The organism is Neisseria sp. HMSC070A01 (assembly GCF_001810165.1).
Classification (GTDB): Bacteria; Pseudomonadota; Gammaproteobacteria; order Burkholderiales; family Neisseriaceae; genus Neisseria.
The window spans coordinates 1-15,412 of record NZ_KV800119.1; the positions used below are offsets into that span (position 1 = coordinate 1).

Annotated in this window: 19 protein-coding genes; 14 read left to right on the forward strand and 5 right to left on the reverse strand. The window is 51.8% G+C overall.

Annotated elements, in window-relative coordinates:
• Positions 1-88: 88 nt before the first annotated feature.
• On the reverse strand, positions 89-892 hold the full coding sequence (locus HMPREF2711_RS01235) for an outer membrane protein assembly factor BamD (RefSeq protein ID WP_003746438.1): 804 nt from the start codon (positions 890-892) through the stop codon (positions 89-91).
• Here HMPREF2711_RS01235 and rluD point away from each other — a divergent pair.
• From rluD to HMPREF2711_RS01265, 6 genes are all read left to right on the forward strand, one after another.
• Positions 891-2,015: a 23S rRNA pseudouridine(1911/1915/1917) synthase RluD gene (gene rluD, locus HMPREF2711_RS01240; protein WP_003746436.1), complete on the forward strand. Its 1,125-nt coding sequence runs from the start codon at positions 891-893 to the stop codon at positions 2,013-2,015. The genes HMPREF2711_RS01235 and rluD overlap by 2 nt on opposite strands.
• An 81-nt stretch (positions 2,016-2,096) precedes the next feature.
• On the forward strand, positions 2,097-2,867 hold the full coding sequence (gene pgeF, locus HMPREF2711_RS01245) for a peptidoglycan editing factor PgeF (RefSeq protein ID WP_003746433.1): 771 nt from the start codon (positions 2,097-2,099) through the stop codon (positions 2,865-2,867).
• A gap of 120 nt (positions 2,868-2,987) precedes the next feature.
• Positions 2,988-3,467, forward strand: coding sequence for an LPS-assembly lipoprotein LptE (gene lptE / locus HMPREF2711_RS01250; RefSeq protein WP_070615229.1), 480 nt, complete (start codon positions 2,988-2,990; stop codon positions 3,465-3,467).
• Positions 3,467-4,468 (forward strand): DNA polymerase III subunit delta, encoded by a 1,002-nt coding sequence (gene holA, locus HMPREF2711_RS01255; protein ID WP_070615231.1) that lies wholly within the window; start codon positions 3,467-3,469, stop codon positions 4,466-4,468. The genes lptE and holA overlap by 1 nt, the downstream gene beginning before the upstream one ends.
• Positions 4,469-4,614: 146 nt before the next feature.
• Entirely contained in the window at positions 4,615-5,034 is a 420-nt protein-coding gene (locus HMPREF2711_RS01260) for a hypothetical protein (RefSeq protein ID WP_003746427.1), read from the forward strand.
• Positions 5,035-5,125: 91 nt separating this feature from the next.
• On the forward strand, positions 5,126-5,650 hold the full coding sequence (locus HMPREF2711_RS01265; protein WP_070615233.1) for an RDD family protein: 525 nt from the start codon (positions 5,126-5,128) through the stop codon (positions 5,648-5,650).
• A 94-nt stretch (positions 5,651-5,744) separates the two neighbouring features.
• Here the strand turns inward: HMPREF2711_RS01265 and HMPREF2711_RS01270 are convergent, their stop codons facing one another.
• The 3 genes from HMPREF2711_RS01270 to HMPREF2711_RS01280 form a co-directional block, all read right to left on the reverse strand.
• Positions 5,745-6,980, reverse strand: coding sequence for a beta-ketoacyl-ACP synthase (locus tag HMPREF2711_RS01270; RefSeq protein ID WP_070615236.1), 1,236 nt, complete (start codon positions 6,978-6,980; stop codon positions 5,745-5,747).
• Positions 6,974-7,702: a 3-oxoacyl-ACP reductase FabG gene (fabG, locus tag HMPREF2711_RS01275; RefSeq protein ID WP_070615239.1), complete on the reverse strand. Its 729-nt coding sequence runs from the start codon at positions 7,700-7,702 to the stop codon at positions 6,974-6,976. The genes HMPREF2711_RS01270 and fabG overlap by 7 nt, the downstream gene beginning before the upstream one ends.
• 65 nt (positions 7,703-7,767) lie before the next feature.
• On the reverse strand, positions 7,768-8,256 hold the full coding sequence (locus tag HMPREF2711_RS01280; protein ID WP_049359743.1) for a hotdog family protein: 489 nt from the start codon (positions 8,254-8,256) through the stop codon (positions 7,768-7,770).
• 110 nt (positions 8,257-8,366) lie between these two features.
• Between HMPREF2711_RS01280 and HMPREF2711_RS01285 the strand changes: the two genes are divergently transcribed.
• The 8 genes from HMPREF2711_RS01285 to HMPREF2711_RS01320 all read left to right on the forward strand — a co-directional run bounded on the left by HMPREF2711_RS01285 (position 8,367) and on the right by HMPREF2711_RS01320 (position 14,651).
• The gene (locus HMPREF2711_RS01285; protein WP_070615241.1) at positions 8,367-9,128 is read left to right on the forward strand and encodes a beta-ketoacyl synthase chain length factor; all 762 of its coding nucleotides are present in this window, start codon (positions 8,367-8,369) and stop codon (positions 9,126-9,128) included.
• Entirely contained in the window at positions 9,125-9,883 is a 759-nt protein-coding gene (locus tag HMPREF2711_RS01290; RefSeq protein ID WP_003746415.1) for a lysophospholipid acyltransferase family protein, read from the forward strand. The genes HMPREF2711_RS01285 and HMPREF2711_RS01290 overlap by 4 nt, the downstream gene beginning before the upstream one ends.
• Positions 9,880-10,140: a phosphopantetheine-binding protein gene (locus HMPREF2711_RS01295; RefSeq protein WP_003680822.1), complete on the forward strand. Its 261-nt coding sequence runs from the start codon at positions 9,880-9,882 to the stop codon at positions 10,138-10,140. The genes HMPREF2711_RS01290 and HMPREF2711_RS01295 overlap by 4 nt, the downstream gene beginning before the upstream one ends.
• A 12-nt stretch (positions 10,141-10,152) precedes the next feature.
• A complete protein-coding gene (locus HMPREF2711_RS01300) occupies positions 10,153-10,401 on the forward strand; it encodes an acyl carrier protein (RefSeq protein WP_003680823.1) in 249 nt (82 codons plus the stop codon).
• A 72-nt stretch (positions 10,402-10,473) separates the two neighbouring features.
• Positions 10,474-11,013 carry a COG4648 family protein gene (locus HMPREF2711_RS01305; protein ID WP_070615244.1) on the forward strand — a complete coding sequence of 180 codons (540 nt, stop codon included), beginning with the start codon at positions 10,474-10,476 and terminating at the stop codon, positions 11,011-11,013.
• A gap of 39 nt (positions 11,014-11,052) precedes the next feature.
• Positions 11,053-11,808 (forward strand): hypothetical protein, encoded by a 756-nt coding sequence (locus tag HMPREF2711_RS01310; RefSeq protein ID WP_070615247.1) that lies wholly within the window; start codon positions 11,053-11,055, stop codon positions 11,806-11,808.
• Between the two features lie 15 nt (positions 11,809-11,823).
• Complete coding sequence (locus HMPREF2711_RS01315) at positions 11,824-13,527, forward strand: ApeI family dehydratase (RefSeq protein WP_070615251.1); 1,704 nt, start codon at positions 11,824-11,826, stop codon at positions 13,525-13,527.
• A gap of 35 nt (positions 13,528-13,562) precedes the next feature.
• Positions 13,563-14,651, forward strand: a complete 1,089-nt coding sequence (locus HMPREF2711_RS01320; RefSeq protein WP_070615448.1) for a FlxJ family methyltransferase — start codon at positions 13,563-13,565, stop codon at positions 14,649-14,651.
• Between the two features lie 91 nt (positions 14,652-14,742).
• Here HMPREF2711_RS01320 and HMPREF2711_RS01325 read toward each other — a convergent pair whose 3' ends face one another.
• Positions 14,743-15,399, reverse strand: coding sequence for a cytochrome b/b6 domain-containing protein (locus HMPREF2711_RS01325; protein WP_070615253.1), 657 nt, complete (start codon positions 15,397-15,399; stop codon positions 14,743-14,745).
• Positions 15,400-15,412: the final 13 nt, after the last annotated feature.

Here is a 15,412-nt window from a genome sequence, read left to right on the forward strand (position 1 = left end):
AAAGGGCAATATATAAGGCCGTCTGAAAACCAAATGCATAGATGCATCATTTTCAGACGGCCTTGTTCATGCCTGAACAACTCGACGCTTAACGCCAGTAACGCCACCAAGGCATATCGTCAGATCGCCATTCGTGTTGCAAGAACGGGCTTTGCGGGAAGTTGGTTTCCAAAACGCGGTGTGTATCGGCAGCCAGTTGCGGCTTGTCCAGTTTTTTGTATGCCAATTCCATCATCGCCAAAGCTTCTTCGACGTAACGGGTATTTTGGTAACGGCTAACGATTTTTTGCGCACGGTTGGCCGCTGCGACATAAGCACCGCGTTTCATGTAATAACGCGCCACAGACATTTCGTTACCGCCCAAAGCGTCCACCAGCTTGGCCATGCGTTCGGTTGCATCGGCAGCGTATTTGCTGTTTGGATAACGTTGTACCAACTCTGCAAACGCCTGATAAGCATCGCGGTTGGCTTTCGGATCGCGGTCGGACCAGTCTTGGGAAGCCAGCTTGTTCAAGAAAGACTGGTCTTCGTTAAACAGGACCAAGCCTTTCAAGTACAGCGCGTAGTCCATATTCGGATGTTGCGGATGATGGCGTTGGAAGCGCGCGATGGCAGCCAAGGCTTTTTCCGGCTCATCGTCTTTATAATAGGCATACGCCGTATCCAACTGGGACTGCTGTGCATAGCGGCCGTTTGGAAAACGGGATTCTAAAATTTCGTATAACTTGACAGCTCGCGTATAATTGTTGCTGTTCAACTCGTCTTGCGCTTCGGCATAAAGCTTTTCCACACTCCAATCTTGAGTAATTTGGGCGTCTTTATCGATTGTGCCTTTATTTGCGCAGGCACTCAGTGCCAAACCTAAAGAAACTACTAAAAGAATTTTTTTCATGCAGAATACTTCCTTTGATAACGAAGCCGATTATAGCGATGATTTAGACTTTCCGTCATCCCCCGAAACAGAAAGTTGTGTTAATTTGACCGTTCCGCTCGAAATGGCGGGCGGAAGGCTGGATGCCGTATTGGCCAAACTCATGCCCGACTACTCGCGCAGCCGCCTGAGTTCGTGGATTAAAGAGGGTGCAGTCATTGTAAACGATAAGCCCGCTCAACCCAAAGATAAAATGATAGGCGGTGAATTGATTGCCGTTACGGTACGTCCGAGCGAAGAAAACCTCGCGTTCACGCCCGAACCGATGGATTTGGACATTATTTATGAAGACGATACCGTCATCGTCATCAACAAACCGGCCGGATTGGTCGTCCACCCTGCTTCAGGCAACTGGAGCGGCACCCTGCTCAACGGCCTGTTGGCGCACTGTCCCGAATTAAGCCAAGTGCCTCGTGCGGGCATCGTACACCGTTTGGACAAAGAAACCAGCGGCCTAATGGTGGTCGCCAAGACCCTGCCGGCGCAAAACTCACTGGTTCAACAGCTTCAAGAGCGCACAGTCAAACGCATTTACCGCGCAATCGCCAACGGCATCGTTCCTTTTGACGGTAAAATCGAAACCCAAATCGGCCGCGATCCGCACAACCGCCTGAAAATGGCAGTCGTCAAATTCGGCGGCAAACCTGCCATCACCCACGTCAAAGTGTTGGAACGTTATCTGGCACATAGCTACATCGAATGCTCGCTCGAAACCGGCCGCACCCACCAAATCCGCGTCCATATGCGCGAAGCCAACCATCCGCTGGCCGCCGACCCTGTTTACGGCAACCTGCGCCACCCGTGCAGCGACGCAGTTAAAGAAGCCGTCAAAGCCCTCGGCGCGCGCCAAGCCCTGCATGCCTACCGCTTGAGCTTTGTCCATCCGAAAACCGGCGAAACTGTTTCCTTTGAAGCGCCTATGCCTGACGATATGTACCACCTGCTTTCCGTCCTGCGTTTGGAAGCCGGTTTGGATTCGTCTTTAAGTAATGAAGAAGAATGGCAGGAGAAATTCGGTACGGACGATGACGACGATTGGAATGAAGACGACTACGATGTCGAAGTCGTTTACGTAAGGGATTAAACCCATTTTTCAGACGGCCTAAAATATTATTTCAGGCCGTCTGAAATCAATCCGTTCCAATATTTCAGCGATTCAAAGATTATGAAAACCATCACAGATACCCTAAACCTCGCTCCCCAAGGCAAGAACTTTTTGACTGCCGACTGGCCTGCCCCTGCCAATGTTAAAACGCTTATTACCACGCGCAACGGCGGTGTCAGCGAAGGCGTGTACCGCAGCCTGAATGTCGGTTCGCACGTCGGCGACAATCTGCAAGCCGTGCTCCGCAACCGTGAAATCGTCCAGGAACAAGTCGGCCTGCCCGTTGCCTACCTCAATCAAATCCACAGCACCATTGTTGTGAACGCCGCCGAAGCGTTAGGCAATACGCCCGATGCCGATGCCTCGGTGGATACGACGGGCACGGTCGCCTGCGCTTCCATGACTGCCGACTGTCTGCCCGTCTTGTTTTGCGACAAAGCAGGGACGGTGGTTGCAGCAGCCCATGCAGGTTGGCGCGGTTTGGCCGGCGGTGTTTTGCAAAACACCATTGCGGCAATGAAGGTCGAGCCGTTGGAAATCATGGCCTATCTCGCCCCTGCCATCGGTCCTGATGCGTTTGAGGTGGGGCAAGATGTATTTGATGCGTTTTGCACACCCATGCCGGAAGCTGTCGATGCGTTTGAAGACATCGGCGGCGGCAAATACCTTGCCGACATTTACGCTTTGGCGCGCATGGTTCTGCACCGCGAAGGCGTGAACATGATTTATAGCGGCACCCATTGCACCGTTTTGGAACGCGATACTTTCTTCTCCTACCGCCGCGACGGACAGACCGGCCGCATGGTCAGCCTGATTTGGTTGGAAAAATAAGATTTGCACCATCAAAGACAAGGCCGTCTGAAATACTTTCCGTTTACGGTCTCAGACGGCCTAAACATTATTCGTTATAATCCGACGATACCGTAACTGGTTTCAACGAAGGAATATCCAATGAAAAAAATCCTATTGCCTGCAATCGCCCTATTGCTTGCCTCTTGCGGTTTCCACCTGAAAGGCACAGGCGTGACTTCTCAGCCGCTGCCTTATCAGAACTGGCATGTAGAAGGCGGAGCCGTCATGCAAAAAGCGCTGGAAAATGCCTTACGCCGTGCCGACGGTCATCCGGTTAGCGAAGCCGAATCACAAATCACCCTGCGCGTTGTCGACTTCCAAAAACGCCGCGACATCTACACCATCACCCGCGCCGCCGCGATCAACGAATACCTGCTGGCCATGACCGTCAAAGCCCAAGCTTTCCGCAACGGCGAGCCGGTTGGCGAACCGATGGAAGTCAAGGTGCACCGCACCATGGACTACGCTGACAGCGAAGTTTTGGGCAAACAGGAAGAGGAAGAAACTATTTGGTCTGAAATGCGCATCGACGCCGCAGATCAAATCGTCCGCCGCCTGACTTTCCTGAAGGCGCAATAATGGCTGCCGCGCCCATTGAGAGCCTGCGCCCCGATACGCCGCTTAAACCGTTGTACATCATCCACGGCGAAGAGGATTTGTTGCGCATCGAGGCTTTGGATACGCTGCGCGCAGCCGCAAAAAAACAAGGTTATCTCAACCGCGAAGTCTATACCGCCGAAAACAATTTTGACTGGAACGAGCTGTTGCAAAGCGCCGGTAGCACAGGTTTGTTTGCCGATTTGAAACTGCTGGAAATCCACATTCCCAACGGCAAACCCGGCAAAAACGGAGGCGATGCCCTGCAAGCCTTCGCCGAACGCCTGCCCGAAGATACGGTTACGCTCATCCTACTGCCCAAGCTTGAAAAAGCGCAAATCCAGTCCAAATGGTTTTCCGCATTGGCAGGCAAAGGCATCGTCTTAGAAGCCAAAGCCGTTGCACCACATGCTTTGCCGCAATGGATACAAGGCCGTCTGAAACAACAGGGTTTGGATATCGAACCTGAAGCACTCGCCCTGTTTGCCGAGCGCGTCGAAGGCAATCTTTTAGCCGCCCGTCAGGAAATCGAAAAACTCGCCCTGCTCCATCCCAAAGGCCATTTGATCAATATTGCCGACGCAGAAGCCGCGGTTGCCACCGTCGCCCGTTTCGACGTATTCCAACTGGCCGGCGCATGGATGAAAGGCAATGCCCTGCGCGTTTCCCGTTTGCTGGACGGCTTGGAAGAAGAAGGTGAAGAGCCGGTTTTGCTGTTGTGGGCGGTTGCCGAAGACATCCGCACCCTAATCCGCCTCACTGCCGCACTCAAGCAAGGCCAAAACATCCAAAGCCTGCGCAACAGCCTGCGCTTATGGGGCGACAAGCAGACCCTTGCACCGATGGCGGCCAAACGCATTTCCATCAACCGCCTGCTCAACGCGCTCAAAACCTGCGCCAAAATCGACCGCATCATCAAAGGCGCGGAAGAAGGCGATGCATGGACCGAGTTCAAACAGCTCGTTACCTCGCTGGCCGCTTGAAACCGTTGCCGCGCGTCAAGAAACTTGCACGCAATACGCCCCAAAAACAGAAAATACTGTAAAATAGCGTAAACTCAAATTCAGGCCGTCTGAACCTCGCATTTCAGACGGCCTCTTCCAGCAAAAAACAAGGAAACACCAACCGTATGGATAATAAAACCAAACTTCGCATCGGCGGCCTGGCCCTGCTGACCACTGCCGTATTAAGCCTCATCATCGTTCTGATCGTCGATTCATGGCCGCTGGCCATCCTGTTGGCCGTCATCATCGTGGCCGCTGCCGCAGGCGGTTTCGTTTGGACTTCGCGCCGTCAGCAACGCCAATTCCTCGAGCGCCTGAAAAAATTCGACATCGATCCGGAAAAAGGCCGTATCAACGAAGCCAACCTGCGCCGTATGTACCACAGCGGCGGCCAACATCAAAAAGACGCGATTACCTTGGTTTGCCTGTCGCAAAAATGTTCCGTTGACGAAGCGCACGCCATCTTCAAAAAACGTCCGACCCGTCAGGAAATGAACCAAATGGCCGCCCAACAGGCACGCGGTCAAAAACGTCCACATCGCTAATCCCGACAGTAACAGGCCGTCTGAACATTCCACTCCGTTTCAGACGGCCTGTTTTTATTCCCATCAAACCCATTTCCGTTTTCATCGCATTATGACCCGCCTTCCCACCGCCCCACTCAAACGCCGCCTCGCCGCACTGGTTTACGAACTTCTGCTGACCGGCGCCGTGACCAGCATTGCCGCCCTTGCAGCCGGTATTGTCGCCATCTTTCTCAATCCCGTTTCCACGCGCCTGTCCATGCTGGCAACCTGCCTGATTCTGTTCTACGCATGGTGGCTCTACTTCCGCGCCAACTGGCACAAAAAAGGCCAAACCCTCGCCATGCAAACATGGAAAATCGGTTTGGCCGATAAAAACGATACCCAGCCGCCCCTGTTGCAGCTGCGCCTGCGCTTTATTTGGGCAAGCATTTTTATTGTTTTCATTCCCCTTCTCGCCTACGCCGGATTGCGTCATCTGCTCAATATACCGCCCAAAGGCGCATTCGGCGCCGCGCTTATTTGGCTCATCCTGCCATGGGGCTTCGCCCTGTTCCATCCCGACCGCCAGTTCCTCTACGACTTCTTGGCCGGAACACGGCTGGTGGATTTAAATCAGAAGAAAACAAACGAATAAAATTCGCAAGCATCTCAAGCTCTAAATAAAATAAAGGCCGTCTGAAACTCCAGATAAGTTTCAGACGGCCTTTAATCATAACATCAAGCAATGATTATTCTTGCCAACGTTTGAACACCAGCGAAGTATTGACGCCGCCAAAGGCAAAGTTATTGCTGACCACATAATCGGTTTGAATCTCGCGTCCGCCTGTTTGAATGTAATCCACCTTGCCGCAACGCGGATCGATGTTTTCCAAATTGACAGTCGGCGCAAACCAACCGTTGTTCATCATTTCGATGGTGAACCAGGCTTCCAACGCGCCGCACGCGCCGAGCGTATGGCCGAGATAGCTTTTTTGCGAACTCATGGGGATGAATCCGAACACAGCCTCGGTCGCCAATGTTTCGGCAATATCGCCTTTTTCAGTCGCCGTACCATGGCCGCTGACGTAGCCGACTTTATCAGGCGTAATACCGGCGTCTTTCAGCGCAAGCTCCATACATTTCTGCATGGTTTCTTTTTGCGGTTGGGTAACGTGGCTGCCGTCGCTGTTGGCACCATAGCCGACAAGCTCGGCATAGATTTTCGCACCACGCGCACGGGCGTGTTCCAATTCTTCCAATACGAAAATTCCTGCGCCTTCGCCGATGACCAAGCCGTCGCGTCCGCTGTCGTAAGGACGCGGCGTCAGCTCAGGTTCGCCGTTACGACGGCTGGCGGCATAAAGTGAATCGAAAACATACACTTCGGACGGACAAAACTCTTCACCGCCGCCAGCTAGCATCATATCAATCATGCCGTATTTAATCGCTTCGTAAGCATAACCAATACCCTGGCTGCCGGAAGAACACGCGCTCGAAGTCGGGATAATGCGGCCTTTCAAACCGAAGAAAATGCCGATATTGGCGGCAGTCGTATGCGGCATCATGCGTACATAAGTATTGGCGTTGAAATTGCGCGATGTGCCTGTTATCAAAAGTTCGCCCATATCGCCGATGTCTTTGGTACTGCCGACAGACGAGCCGCACGCTACGCCCATACGGCCGTCTGTAATGCTTTCATCGCCCAGCAAACCCGCATCCGTCAAAGCTTGTTCCGCCGCATCGACACACAAATGAGATACGCGCCCCATGCTTCTGAGCTGCTTGCGCGTCCAATGTTCGGGCGGGGTGTAGCCTTCAATCGGCGCGCCCAGTTGCGCTTCCAATTCAGGAAAGCGTCCGCTCCAGTCCATGTATTTGACCGCGTTTTTTTCAGCTTTAAAGGCCGTCTGAATACTTTGCCAATCACGGCCGAAGGCGGTAATGCCGCCGATACCTGTTACAACGACTCTTCTGGTATTCAACACAAACCTCCGTTCACAGCAATCACTTGGCGCGTAATGTACGCCGCTTTTTCATCCATCAAAAAGCGCACTGCATGCGCCACTTCTTCCGGCAATCCCATGCGCGCGGCAGGGACGGCCTTTAAGATTTCTTCGACAGGCACGTTCTCATCGATAATATCGGTATCGATAAGGCCCGGCGCCACGCAGTTGACGGTAATTTTTCGTTTTGCCAACTCAACCGCCAAGGCTTTTGCCGCGCCGATCAAGCCCGCTTTGGACGCGCTGTAATTGACCTGACCGCGGTTGCCCGTCAAACCGGACACCGACGCCATGCACACAATCCGTCCTGCTTTACGGCGGCGTATCATCGGCATGGTCAAAGGGTGCAACACATTATAAAAACCGTCCAAATTGGTACGCAGCACCAAGTCCCAATCATCATCTGTAAACGCAGGAAACGCATTGTCGCGCGTCAGGCCGGCATTCAGCACCACGCCGTAATACGCGCCGTTTGCCTCAATGTCGGCGGTCAAAATTTCACGGCAGGCTTCGCGGTCGGACACGTCAAACTGCAACACGCGCGCATTTCTACCCAATGTACGGATTTCTTCCGCGACAGCTTCCGCTTCATCACGGCGGCTGCGGCAGTGGACGAGAATATCAAAACCGTCCTGCGCCAAACCAAGCGCAACGGCTTTGCCGATACCGCGATTAGACCCTGTAATTAAAATAGTTTCACTCATACGTTTTCTCACTATATCGACAGGCCGTCTGAATCTTTGTCTTTTCAGACGGCCTTGTAAACGGTTTAAATGATTTGACCGTCTTTCGGACTGTACACATTTAAAGAGGCTTTTGCCAGCAAACCGTCCGGCGGCAACAGAGGCTTCACATCTTCCGGCGCATCCGTCCAGCGCAACTCGCAATCAAATACGCCCATGCCGCCCAAATCCTGAATGGACACATGCGCCCTGACTTCCAGCTCAGTACCGACAGGCACGGAATCGGCAAACAAATCCAGCTTGCGCGTTCCCAATAAAAAACCCAAGCGTACAGGCTCTCCGGCCTTTAAAGCCTCAATGCCTGCAAATGCGCCTATGCCCTGCGCCATCAATTCCATATAAGCCATAGAAGGCAACACGCCGTCCTGCAGCAAAATATGCTTGTCGCCAACCGGCGCACGGCAAACCGTATAGTCATCGCCAAATTCTTTCACACAGTCGATAAGCACCATATGTCCGCTGTGCGGAAGCAGCGGAGCCACATCATAAATCGGGGCACTCGGTATTGAAGGCATAAAATGTCATCCGGGAATAAATTACGTTACAATATGCATTATAACAGAGCCTAGCTTTTACTAACCCATTTCATTACAATGTATGAAAATGTAAAACATTGAAAGACATCATGCCTCAAAACGTTTGCCGTTTCAGCTTCAATATCGCCGCATGGCAGGCCTCCTCCAGCAAAATCAGTACGCCGGAGCAATGGCGGGACTGGGCGCAGGGAAAACTCGATACCGCCTCACTGCCGGAGTGCAAACCCGCACTCTCCTTTTTGCCGCCCATGCAACGCCGCCGCCTGGGAAAAGCGGCACGCTTGGTTTGCGATGCCGCATGGAATCTGGCCGACCAATATCCCGAAAGCGTCCCGGTGTACGTTTCGCACGACGGCGAAAGTAACCGCAGCTTTGAATTGTGGCAAGAGCTTTTGAACACGCATACCGTGTCGCCGACCTCATTCGGCCTGTCCGTCCACAACGCAACGATTGGGCAATGGTCGATGTTGCGCAAAGACATGAGCGAACATACTGCCTTGGCCGTTGCCGCCGATTCCTTTGAAACCGCGCTGACCGAGGCATTTGCGCTTTTGCAAGACGGCGCGCCATCCGTTTTAGTGATTGTCGCCGATGATCCGTTGTCTGAAGGCTATCCCGTCTTGGCTACACGTGCGCCGTTCGCCTATGCATTGGCACTGGTAATCACAAAGGGCGAAGACTATACCTTAAACTTGGAAACCACATCCGCAAGGCCGTCTGAAAACCCTAACGATACAACAGTCGAGCCCTATTGGAGTAGCTTGGAGTGGGTACGCTTCCTGCTTTCAGACGGCCGACAACACACGCAACACTATATCGGCAGAAACTGGCACTGGCAGAAAAACGCATGAAGACTTTAGACTATTTCCGTCGCTTTTTTGCCACACTCTTCGGCTTCATCCTCTTCGGCGTTGCAGGCGTATTGTTCAAAATCGCACTTTTACCCTATACGCTCAAATCGACCAAAGGCGACATCAAACGCCAACTTGAAGCAAGACGCATGATAGGCAAAGTTTGGCGTTTCTTCGTCGGCTACCTGCAATGGTCGGGGGTATTGAGCGTCCGTTTCAACGGCTTGGAAAAACTCGGCAGACCCGGCCAGCTCATCCTTGCCAACCACCCCTCGCTCTTGGATGTTGTTTTACTGATCAGCCACTTCCCCGACCCGAACGTGTTGGTCAAAAAAGACCTGTTGCACAACCCCAGCATGAAAAGCCAAATTATCGCTTCAGGCTACATTCCCAACGACGAAAGCATGGAAATGTTGGAAGAAATCGACGCCGTGTTCAAAAGCGGGCAAAGTATGCTGATTTTCCCCGAAGGCACGCGCACAGGTTGGGACGGACAGGTTAAAATGCACCGCGGCGCCGTATCGCTCGGTTTGCGCAGCGCATCAGTCATCACGCCCGTGTGCATCAAGATGACGCCGCCCAATTTCAAAAAGGGGCAACCGTGGTACAAAATCCCGCCGCAAAAAATTCATTATGAAATCACCGTCGGCGACGACATCCTGCCGGAAGAATGGCTGGCAGAAAAACCCCTGCCCATCGCCGCAAGGCGTTTAAACGAATACCTGCAAGACTATTTTACAAGGAAAACCACATGAGCAATTTAGAAAACCAAATTAAACAATTAATCATCGACAGCTTAGGTCTGGAAGACATTACCGTTGCCGACATCGGCAGCGAAGACCCGCTTTTCGGCGATGACGGCCTGGGTCTGGATTCGGTTGATGCATTGGAACTTGGTTTGGCCGTACAAAAAACCTTCGGCTTCCAGCTCGACGGCGAAAACGACAACCTGCGCGAAAACTTCGCCAACGTCAAAACACTGGCCGAGTTCGTCAAGAGCCGCCAAGCATAAGGGAGAGAGAAGATGACCGAACAAGAAGTACGCACCCTGCTGACCGATGCACTGGTTAACCTGTTTGAAATCGAACCGGAACGCATCAAACCCGAAACCAACCTCTACGAAGATTTGGAAATCGACAGCATCGACGCCATCGACCTTATCGACCACATCAAACGCGAAACCGGCCGCAAACTGCAAGCCGAAGACTTCCGCAATGTGCGTACCGTAGAAGACGTGGTTCAAGCGGTTTTGAAAGTACAACAAGATTCCTGATTTTGCTTTGAATCAGCATATTTTCAGACGGCCTTGTCAATCCGCAAGGCCGTCTGAAAATCAATCGCAACCATGAAAATATTAGGAAAACTCCTACTGACCCTTGCCAGCCTCGCCTATCCGCTCCTATGGTATTACGGCAGGGAAAACGGCGCATTTTTCTGGCTTGCAGCGGCCATGTGTGTGTTATGGCTGATACGCGCCGCCATGCCGCAAACCACGGCACAACGCATTACGGCGATTATCCTTGCCGCTTTTTTTGCGGCGGTACTGGTTTTCAGACGGCCCGACTCGATGTATTGGTATCCCGTCGCCGTCAACACGCTGATGCTTGCCGTTTTCGGCGGCAGCCTGTTTGCTAAACAAACCGTTATCGAACGCCTTGCCCGACTGCAACACCCCGACCTGCCGCCCGAAGGCGTGCGCCACACCCGGCGCGTTACGCAAATCTGGTGCGCGTTCTTTATCTTAAACGGCGCAACCGCCGCCATTTTGGCAGGCTTGCAATATTACGATTGGTGGGCGGCTTATACAGGCATTGTGTCGTATGTGTTAATGGGAATCTTATTTGCCGGAGAGTGGATTTATCGGAAATTGGTTTTGAAGGTTTAAACCATTAAAAATATTTCATCAATTAGACGAATAACCATAATGAAAAAAATCATCCTACTTACCCTGATTTCCTTCACATTTACCGCATGTTCTTCGACATCTAAAACGCCTTTATCCCCTGAAGAAAAGGCAGAAACCGAATACAAGAAAAATTATACGGAAGTTGCCAGCCACACCATCAAAACGCGCTCGGGAAACCTGACTGTCATTGACCGAATACACAATAGGTATTCTGACGATACTACAACCAGCAGCATGAATTTGATGATTATTCGGAAATCCAATACGGTAAAAGCAAGGGCTGCACAAACAGCCGTATTTACAGCAACTTTTGCATTACTGATTCTTGCCCGCAACAGCAATCATATTGGATATGAAGGCCCTGACCTGCTGGACAAACACAGCTTAAGCGGGAAGCCCATTAAACCGAATTTTGCGAATCCTGTTTTTGAACAATTCTCCCCAAGAGTTCGCAACTGGGCGGCAAAACGATCATTTAAAGGCAATAGTGCCAATAAAAAACTATTTATCCAACCAGGCCGTTTCTATTTGGTTTATGAAAAATTCAATAAACGAGACCGATTCTTTCTAAACAATGAAGTCAGCCTTTTGGTAGACGGACAAAGCGGCAAAACCGATCGCTTACTCCATTGCTTCAAAAGAAGTGAAAGCCATTCATTGGAAGAGTGGCAGGCAAATGATTACGAATTGGTACGCCAAACGACAAACAAACAATACGATGAATGCTTGGCACAAATCAAAGAAGATACCAAGGCAAATACATCGAAATTATAAAACCTTAGAACCATCATGCACCTAACCCGAATCCTATCCCCCAACCTACCCCAACACGACCTTATCGCCACCCATCCGAATTGGACGCGTGCTGATTTCAACCGTGCGGTTTTCCATCTGTCAGGCCGTCTGAAACAGGCAGGCGTGCAAACGGCCGCGTTGTGGTTTGACGATGCCGCGCTGTTTGCCTGTGCCGTGTTGGCAGTGTGGCATTCTGGCGGAAAGGTTTTATTGTTGCCCAATTTGGCGCAAGACAATTTGGAATGGGGGAAAACGGCAGAAGCGTTTTTAACGGATTCAACAGATAAAAAGCTGTCTTCAGACGGCCTGAACATTTGGCACTTGCCTGATGTATTGACTCGAACAGAATCGGAAGAGCTGAGCACCTATCCCGAAAACCATCTGATTCCCGACCATGCCGAAGCATGGCTGAAAACATCAGGCTCCAGCGGCGAAGCGCAGATTATTGTGAAAACCGCCGCGCAAATGCAGGCAGAAGCCCTGACTTTGGCAAATACGCTGCCATTTGGACAACACGGTGAAACCGTGATCGGCAGCGTCATTCCGCAGCATCTTTACGGCTTCACATTCCGCTTCGCACTCGCGCTGACAATGGGTTGGACTATGGAGCGGCAGCAGGCGGTTTATCCGGAAAACCTGCTTTCCAGCACGGCCGCACATGATAAAGTGGTTTGGATTGCCAGCCCGGCCGTACTCAACCGCTTGGGAGAAAACCGCAACTGGCAAAGTATCGGCCATAAAATTGCAGGCATTGTCTCGGCCGGCGGCGCATTGCCCGCAGCCACGGCGGATTTGCTGCAACAGGATGCCGTCCGCCCGTTTGAAGTTTATGGCAGTACCGAAACCGGCGTGATTGCCTCACGTTGCGAACGCCAAGAATGGCAGCCTTTCAATGGCGTGGAAATCGGGCAAAACGAAGAAGGCGCACTTTGGGCTTCTTCGCCTTGGTCGCCCGAACGCCGCCAAACCGCCGATTTGATCGAGCCGCAAGATGACGGTTTTCTGTTACTCGGTCGCCAAGACCGTATTATTAAATTTGAGGACAAACGCGTGTCGCTGACCCAAATCGAACACGAACTTTTACAACACCCTTGGATTGCCGACGCCCACTGCGGCCGTCATCCGCAACATCAACGCATTGCCATATGGGCGGCATTGAACGCAGACGGTATCGCTGCCTTGCGCGAGAAAGGCCGCGCTGCGGTCGCCGATACGCTCAAACACCATCTGGCCGCCACGCAGGACACCATCGCCCTGCCGCGTTACTGGCGTTTTACCGACAGCCTGCCGCGCAATGCCCAAGCAAAAATCGCTGCGGCGGATTTTCAGACGGCCTTTACCGTAGCCCAAACTTCGCCTGTTTGGTCGAAAACATCATCTGACGATGAAACCAATACCGAAACCTTCATCGGCCGCGTGCCTTTGGATTTGGTTTATTTCGGCGGCCATTTTGCCACCTTCCCGCTGGTTCCCGGCGTGGTCGAGCTGCAATGGGTGCGCAACCTGATCGCGCCCCAGCCATGGGGCAAACAGCGCATCATCCGCATCGAAAATCTAAAATATCAGCAGTTTATCCGTCCTCATGATGAAGTGTCGGTAGAGCTGAAATACGATGAAGGTAAAAACAAACTGAGCTTTAAAATCAACAACGGAGAGCATCCGTGTGCATCAGGACGGATTGTGTTTGAGGCCGTCTGAATATACCTATTAACTTTTTAGTGGAAACCAACAATATGCAACTCTTCCCCGCCCTAGAACAACGCTATTCCCACGAACACCAGTCCGCAGGCGAGGCTCAACGTCTGGCTCAAGAAATCGCTTTTGCACCGATTGTGTTCCAAGTTTCCCGCCTGATGGTAAAATTTGGCATTCTGGACCTGCTGAACGACCATCCAGACGGCCTCACTCAAGCCGAAATCGCTGAAAAAGCGAAAATCAGCAACTACGCGGCACAAGTCCTGCTGGAAGCTTCACTTTCTATCGGCACTGTCTTGACTCGCGACAACCGCTATTTCATCAGCAAGGCCGGTTGGTTTGTCCTCAAAGACAAAATGGCCCGCGTCAATATGGATTTCACGCAGGAAATCTGCTACCTAGGCATGTTTGATTTGGAAAAAACCCTGCAAACTGGCAAGCCCGAAGGCCTGAAAGTATTCGGCGACTGGCCGACCATTTACGAAGGCTTGTCTTCATTGCCAAGTATCGCGCAGGAAAAATGGTTTGCATTCGACCATTATTATTCCGACAACTCCTTCGCCGAAGCACTCAACACCGTGTTCGCCAAACCGGTTAAAAAACTGCTCGATGTCGGCGGCAATACCGGCCGCTGGGCAGAGCAATGCGTCAACCACAATGCCGAAGTCGAAGTCACCATCATGGATCTGCCGCAACAAATCGGCTTGATGCGCGAAGCGACCAAAGGCAAAAACGGAGCAGACCGTATCCACGCCCATCCGGCCAACCTGCTTGATCCTGAAATTCCGTTCCCGACCGGTTTTGACGCGATTTGGATGAGCCAATTCCTGGACTGTTTCACCGAAGAACAAGCCACCAGCATTCTTCAACGCGCCGCCGCGTCCATGAGCGAACACACCAGCCTCTACATTATGGAGCCTTTCTGGGACAGACAACGATACGAAACCGCCGCCTACTGCCTGACCATGACCAGCCTGTATTTCACTGCCATGGCCAACGGCAACAGCAAAATCTTCCATTCTGAAGACCTGATCCGTTGCGTTGAAAAAGCCGGATTGAAAGTAGCGGAAATTTCAGACGGCATCGGCCGCGGACACAGCATCTTGCGCTGCGTTAAGGCCGTCTGAACATCATCTTTTAAACCCTAAAAAGAAACCGACCCCAACAGCCATTGCAGCTATCAGGGTCGGTTTATTTTTGGGTATCCGTCTCAAAACATCAGCCGTGCAACATCCATACTGCACACACTAACGCAATCGCTACCAACAAAGCGGCAAGCAGTTGTCCCACTCCGGCCAATTTAGGCTGCTTGGCATCGATGGTTTTAAAGCCGTTAATCATCGGCGTAATCAAATCCTGTTTTTTCACAAGGCGATACAGCAAAACAGCTGCGATATGTACGCCCGCCAAAACGGCCAAAATATTAAAGAAATTGACATGGATTTTTCGTGCCAGCGTACCGGCGTGTTCGCTGACCAAATGATTCAAAAAACCGGAATTGGTAAACGTATTTTCATCGGCGGCAAATAAGCCAGTGGCCGTCTGAAAAACCAGCGCGGCCAATAAAGCGATGACCATCAGCGCACCCAAAGGATTGTGGCCGACCAATTCGTCTTCAGACATCTGGCCTTGTGTATAGCGGCGGATTTCGGAAAATGGACGCACAAATCGGCTGAATCTTGCCGTATCGCTGCCCCATATCCCCCAGCACAAGCGGAAAACCACCAACGCCAACATCAACAAACCGCCGCGTAAGTGCCATACCAGCATATCGCCGCCTCGGGTGGCGCTGTACCACATAAAACCCATCAATAACACCAAGAGCCAATGGAACAGGCGCGTAGGTGCGTCCCAAACTTTTATTTTTTGCTTCATTACCTTTTACTTT

Bases quoted from the DNA above. Each gene is read 5' to 3' on its own strand.
- HMPREF2711_RS01265 (WP_070615233.1), top strand. From the start codon at position 5,126: ATGACCCGCCTTCCCACCGCCCCACTCAAACGCCGCCTCGCCGCACTG.
- HMPREF2711_RS01325 (WP_070615253.1), bottom strand. From the start codon at position 15,399: ATGAAGCAAAAAATAAAAGTTTGGGACGCACCTACGCGCCTGTTCCAT.
- HMPREF2711_RS01320 (WP_070615448.1), top strand. From the start codon at position 13,563: ATGCAACTCTTCCCCGCCCTAGAACAACGCTATTCCCACGAACACCAG.
- HMPREF2711_RS01295 (WP_003680822.1), top strand. From the start codon at position 9,880: ATGAGCAATTTAGAAAACCAAATTAAACAATTAATCATCGACAGCTTA.
- HMPREF2711_RS01300 (WP_003680823.1), top strand. From the start codon at position 10,153: ATGACCGAACAAGAAGTACGCACCCTGCTGACCGATGCACTGGTTAAC.
- pgeF (WP_003746433.1), top strand. From the start codon at position 2,097: ATGAAAACCATCACAGATACCCTAAACCTCGCTCCCCAAGGCAAGAAC.
- HMPREF2711_RS01290 (WP_003746415.1), top strand. From the start codon at position 9,125: ATGAAGACTTTAGACTATTTCCGTCGCTTTTTTGCCACACTCTTCGGC.
- HMPREF2711_RS01305 (WP_070615244.1), top strand. From the start codon at position 10,474: ATGAAAATATTAGGAAAACTCCTACTGACCCTTGCCAGCCTCGCCTAT.
- HMPREF2711_RS01235 (WP_003746438.1), bottom strand. From the start codon at position 892: ATGAAAAAAATTCTTTTAGTAGTTTCTTTAGGTTTGGCACTGAGTGCC.
- fabG (WP_070615239.1), bottom strand. From the start codon at position 7,702: ATGAGTGAAACTATTTTAATTACAGGGTCTAATCGCGGTATCGGCAAA.
- HMPREF2711_RS01285 (WP_070615241.1), top strand. From the start codon at position 8,367: ATGCCTCAAAACGTTTGCCGTTTCAGCTTCAATATCGCCGCATGGCAG.
- HMPREF2711_RS01280 (WP_049359743.1), bottom strand. From the start codon at position 8,256: ATGCCTTCAATACCGAGTGCCCCGATTTATGATGTGGCTCCGCTGCTT.
- rluD (WP_003746436.1), top strand. From the start codon at position 891: ATGCAGAATACTTCCTTTGATAACGAAGCCGATTATAGCGATGATTTA.
- HMPREF2711_RS01310 (WP_070615247.1), top strand. From the start codon at position 11,053: ATGAAAAAAATCATCCTACTTACCCTGATTTCCTTCACATTTACCGCA.
- HMPREF2711_RS01260 (WP_003746427.1), top strand. From the start codon at position 4,615: ATGGATAATAAAACCAAACTTCGCATCGGCGGCCTGGCCCTGCTGACC.
- HMPREF2711_RS01315 (WP_070615251.1), top strand. From the start codon at position 11,824: ATGCACCTAACCCGAATCCTATCCCCCAACCTACCCCAACACGACCTT.
- lptE (WP_070615229.1), top strand. From the start codon at position 2,988: ATGAAAAAAATCCTATTGCCTGCAATCGCCCTATTGCTTGCCTCTTGC.
- holA (WP_070615231.1), top strand. From the start codon at position 3,467: ATGGCTGCCGCGCCCATTGAGAGCCTGCGCCCCGATACGCCGCTTAAA.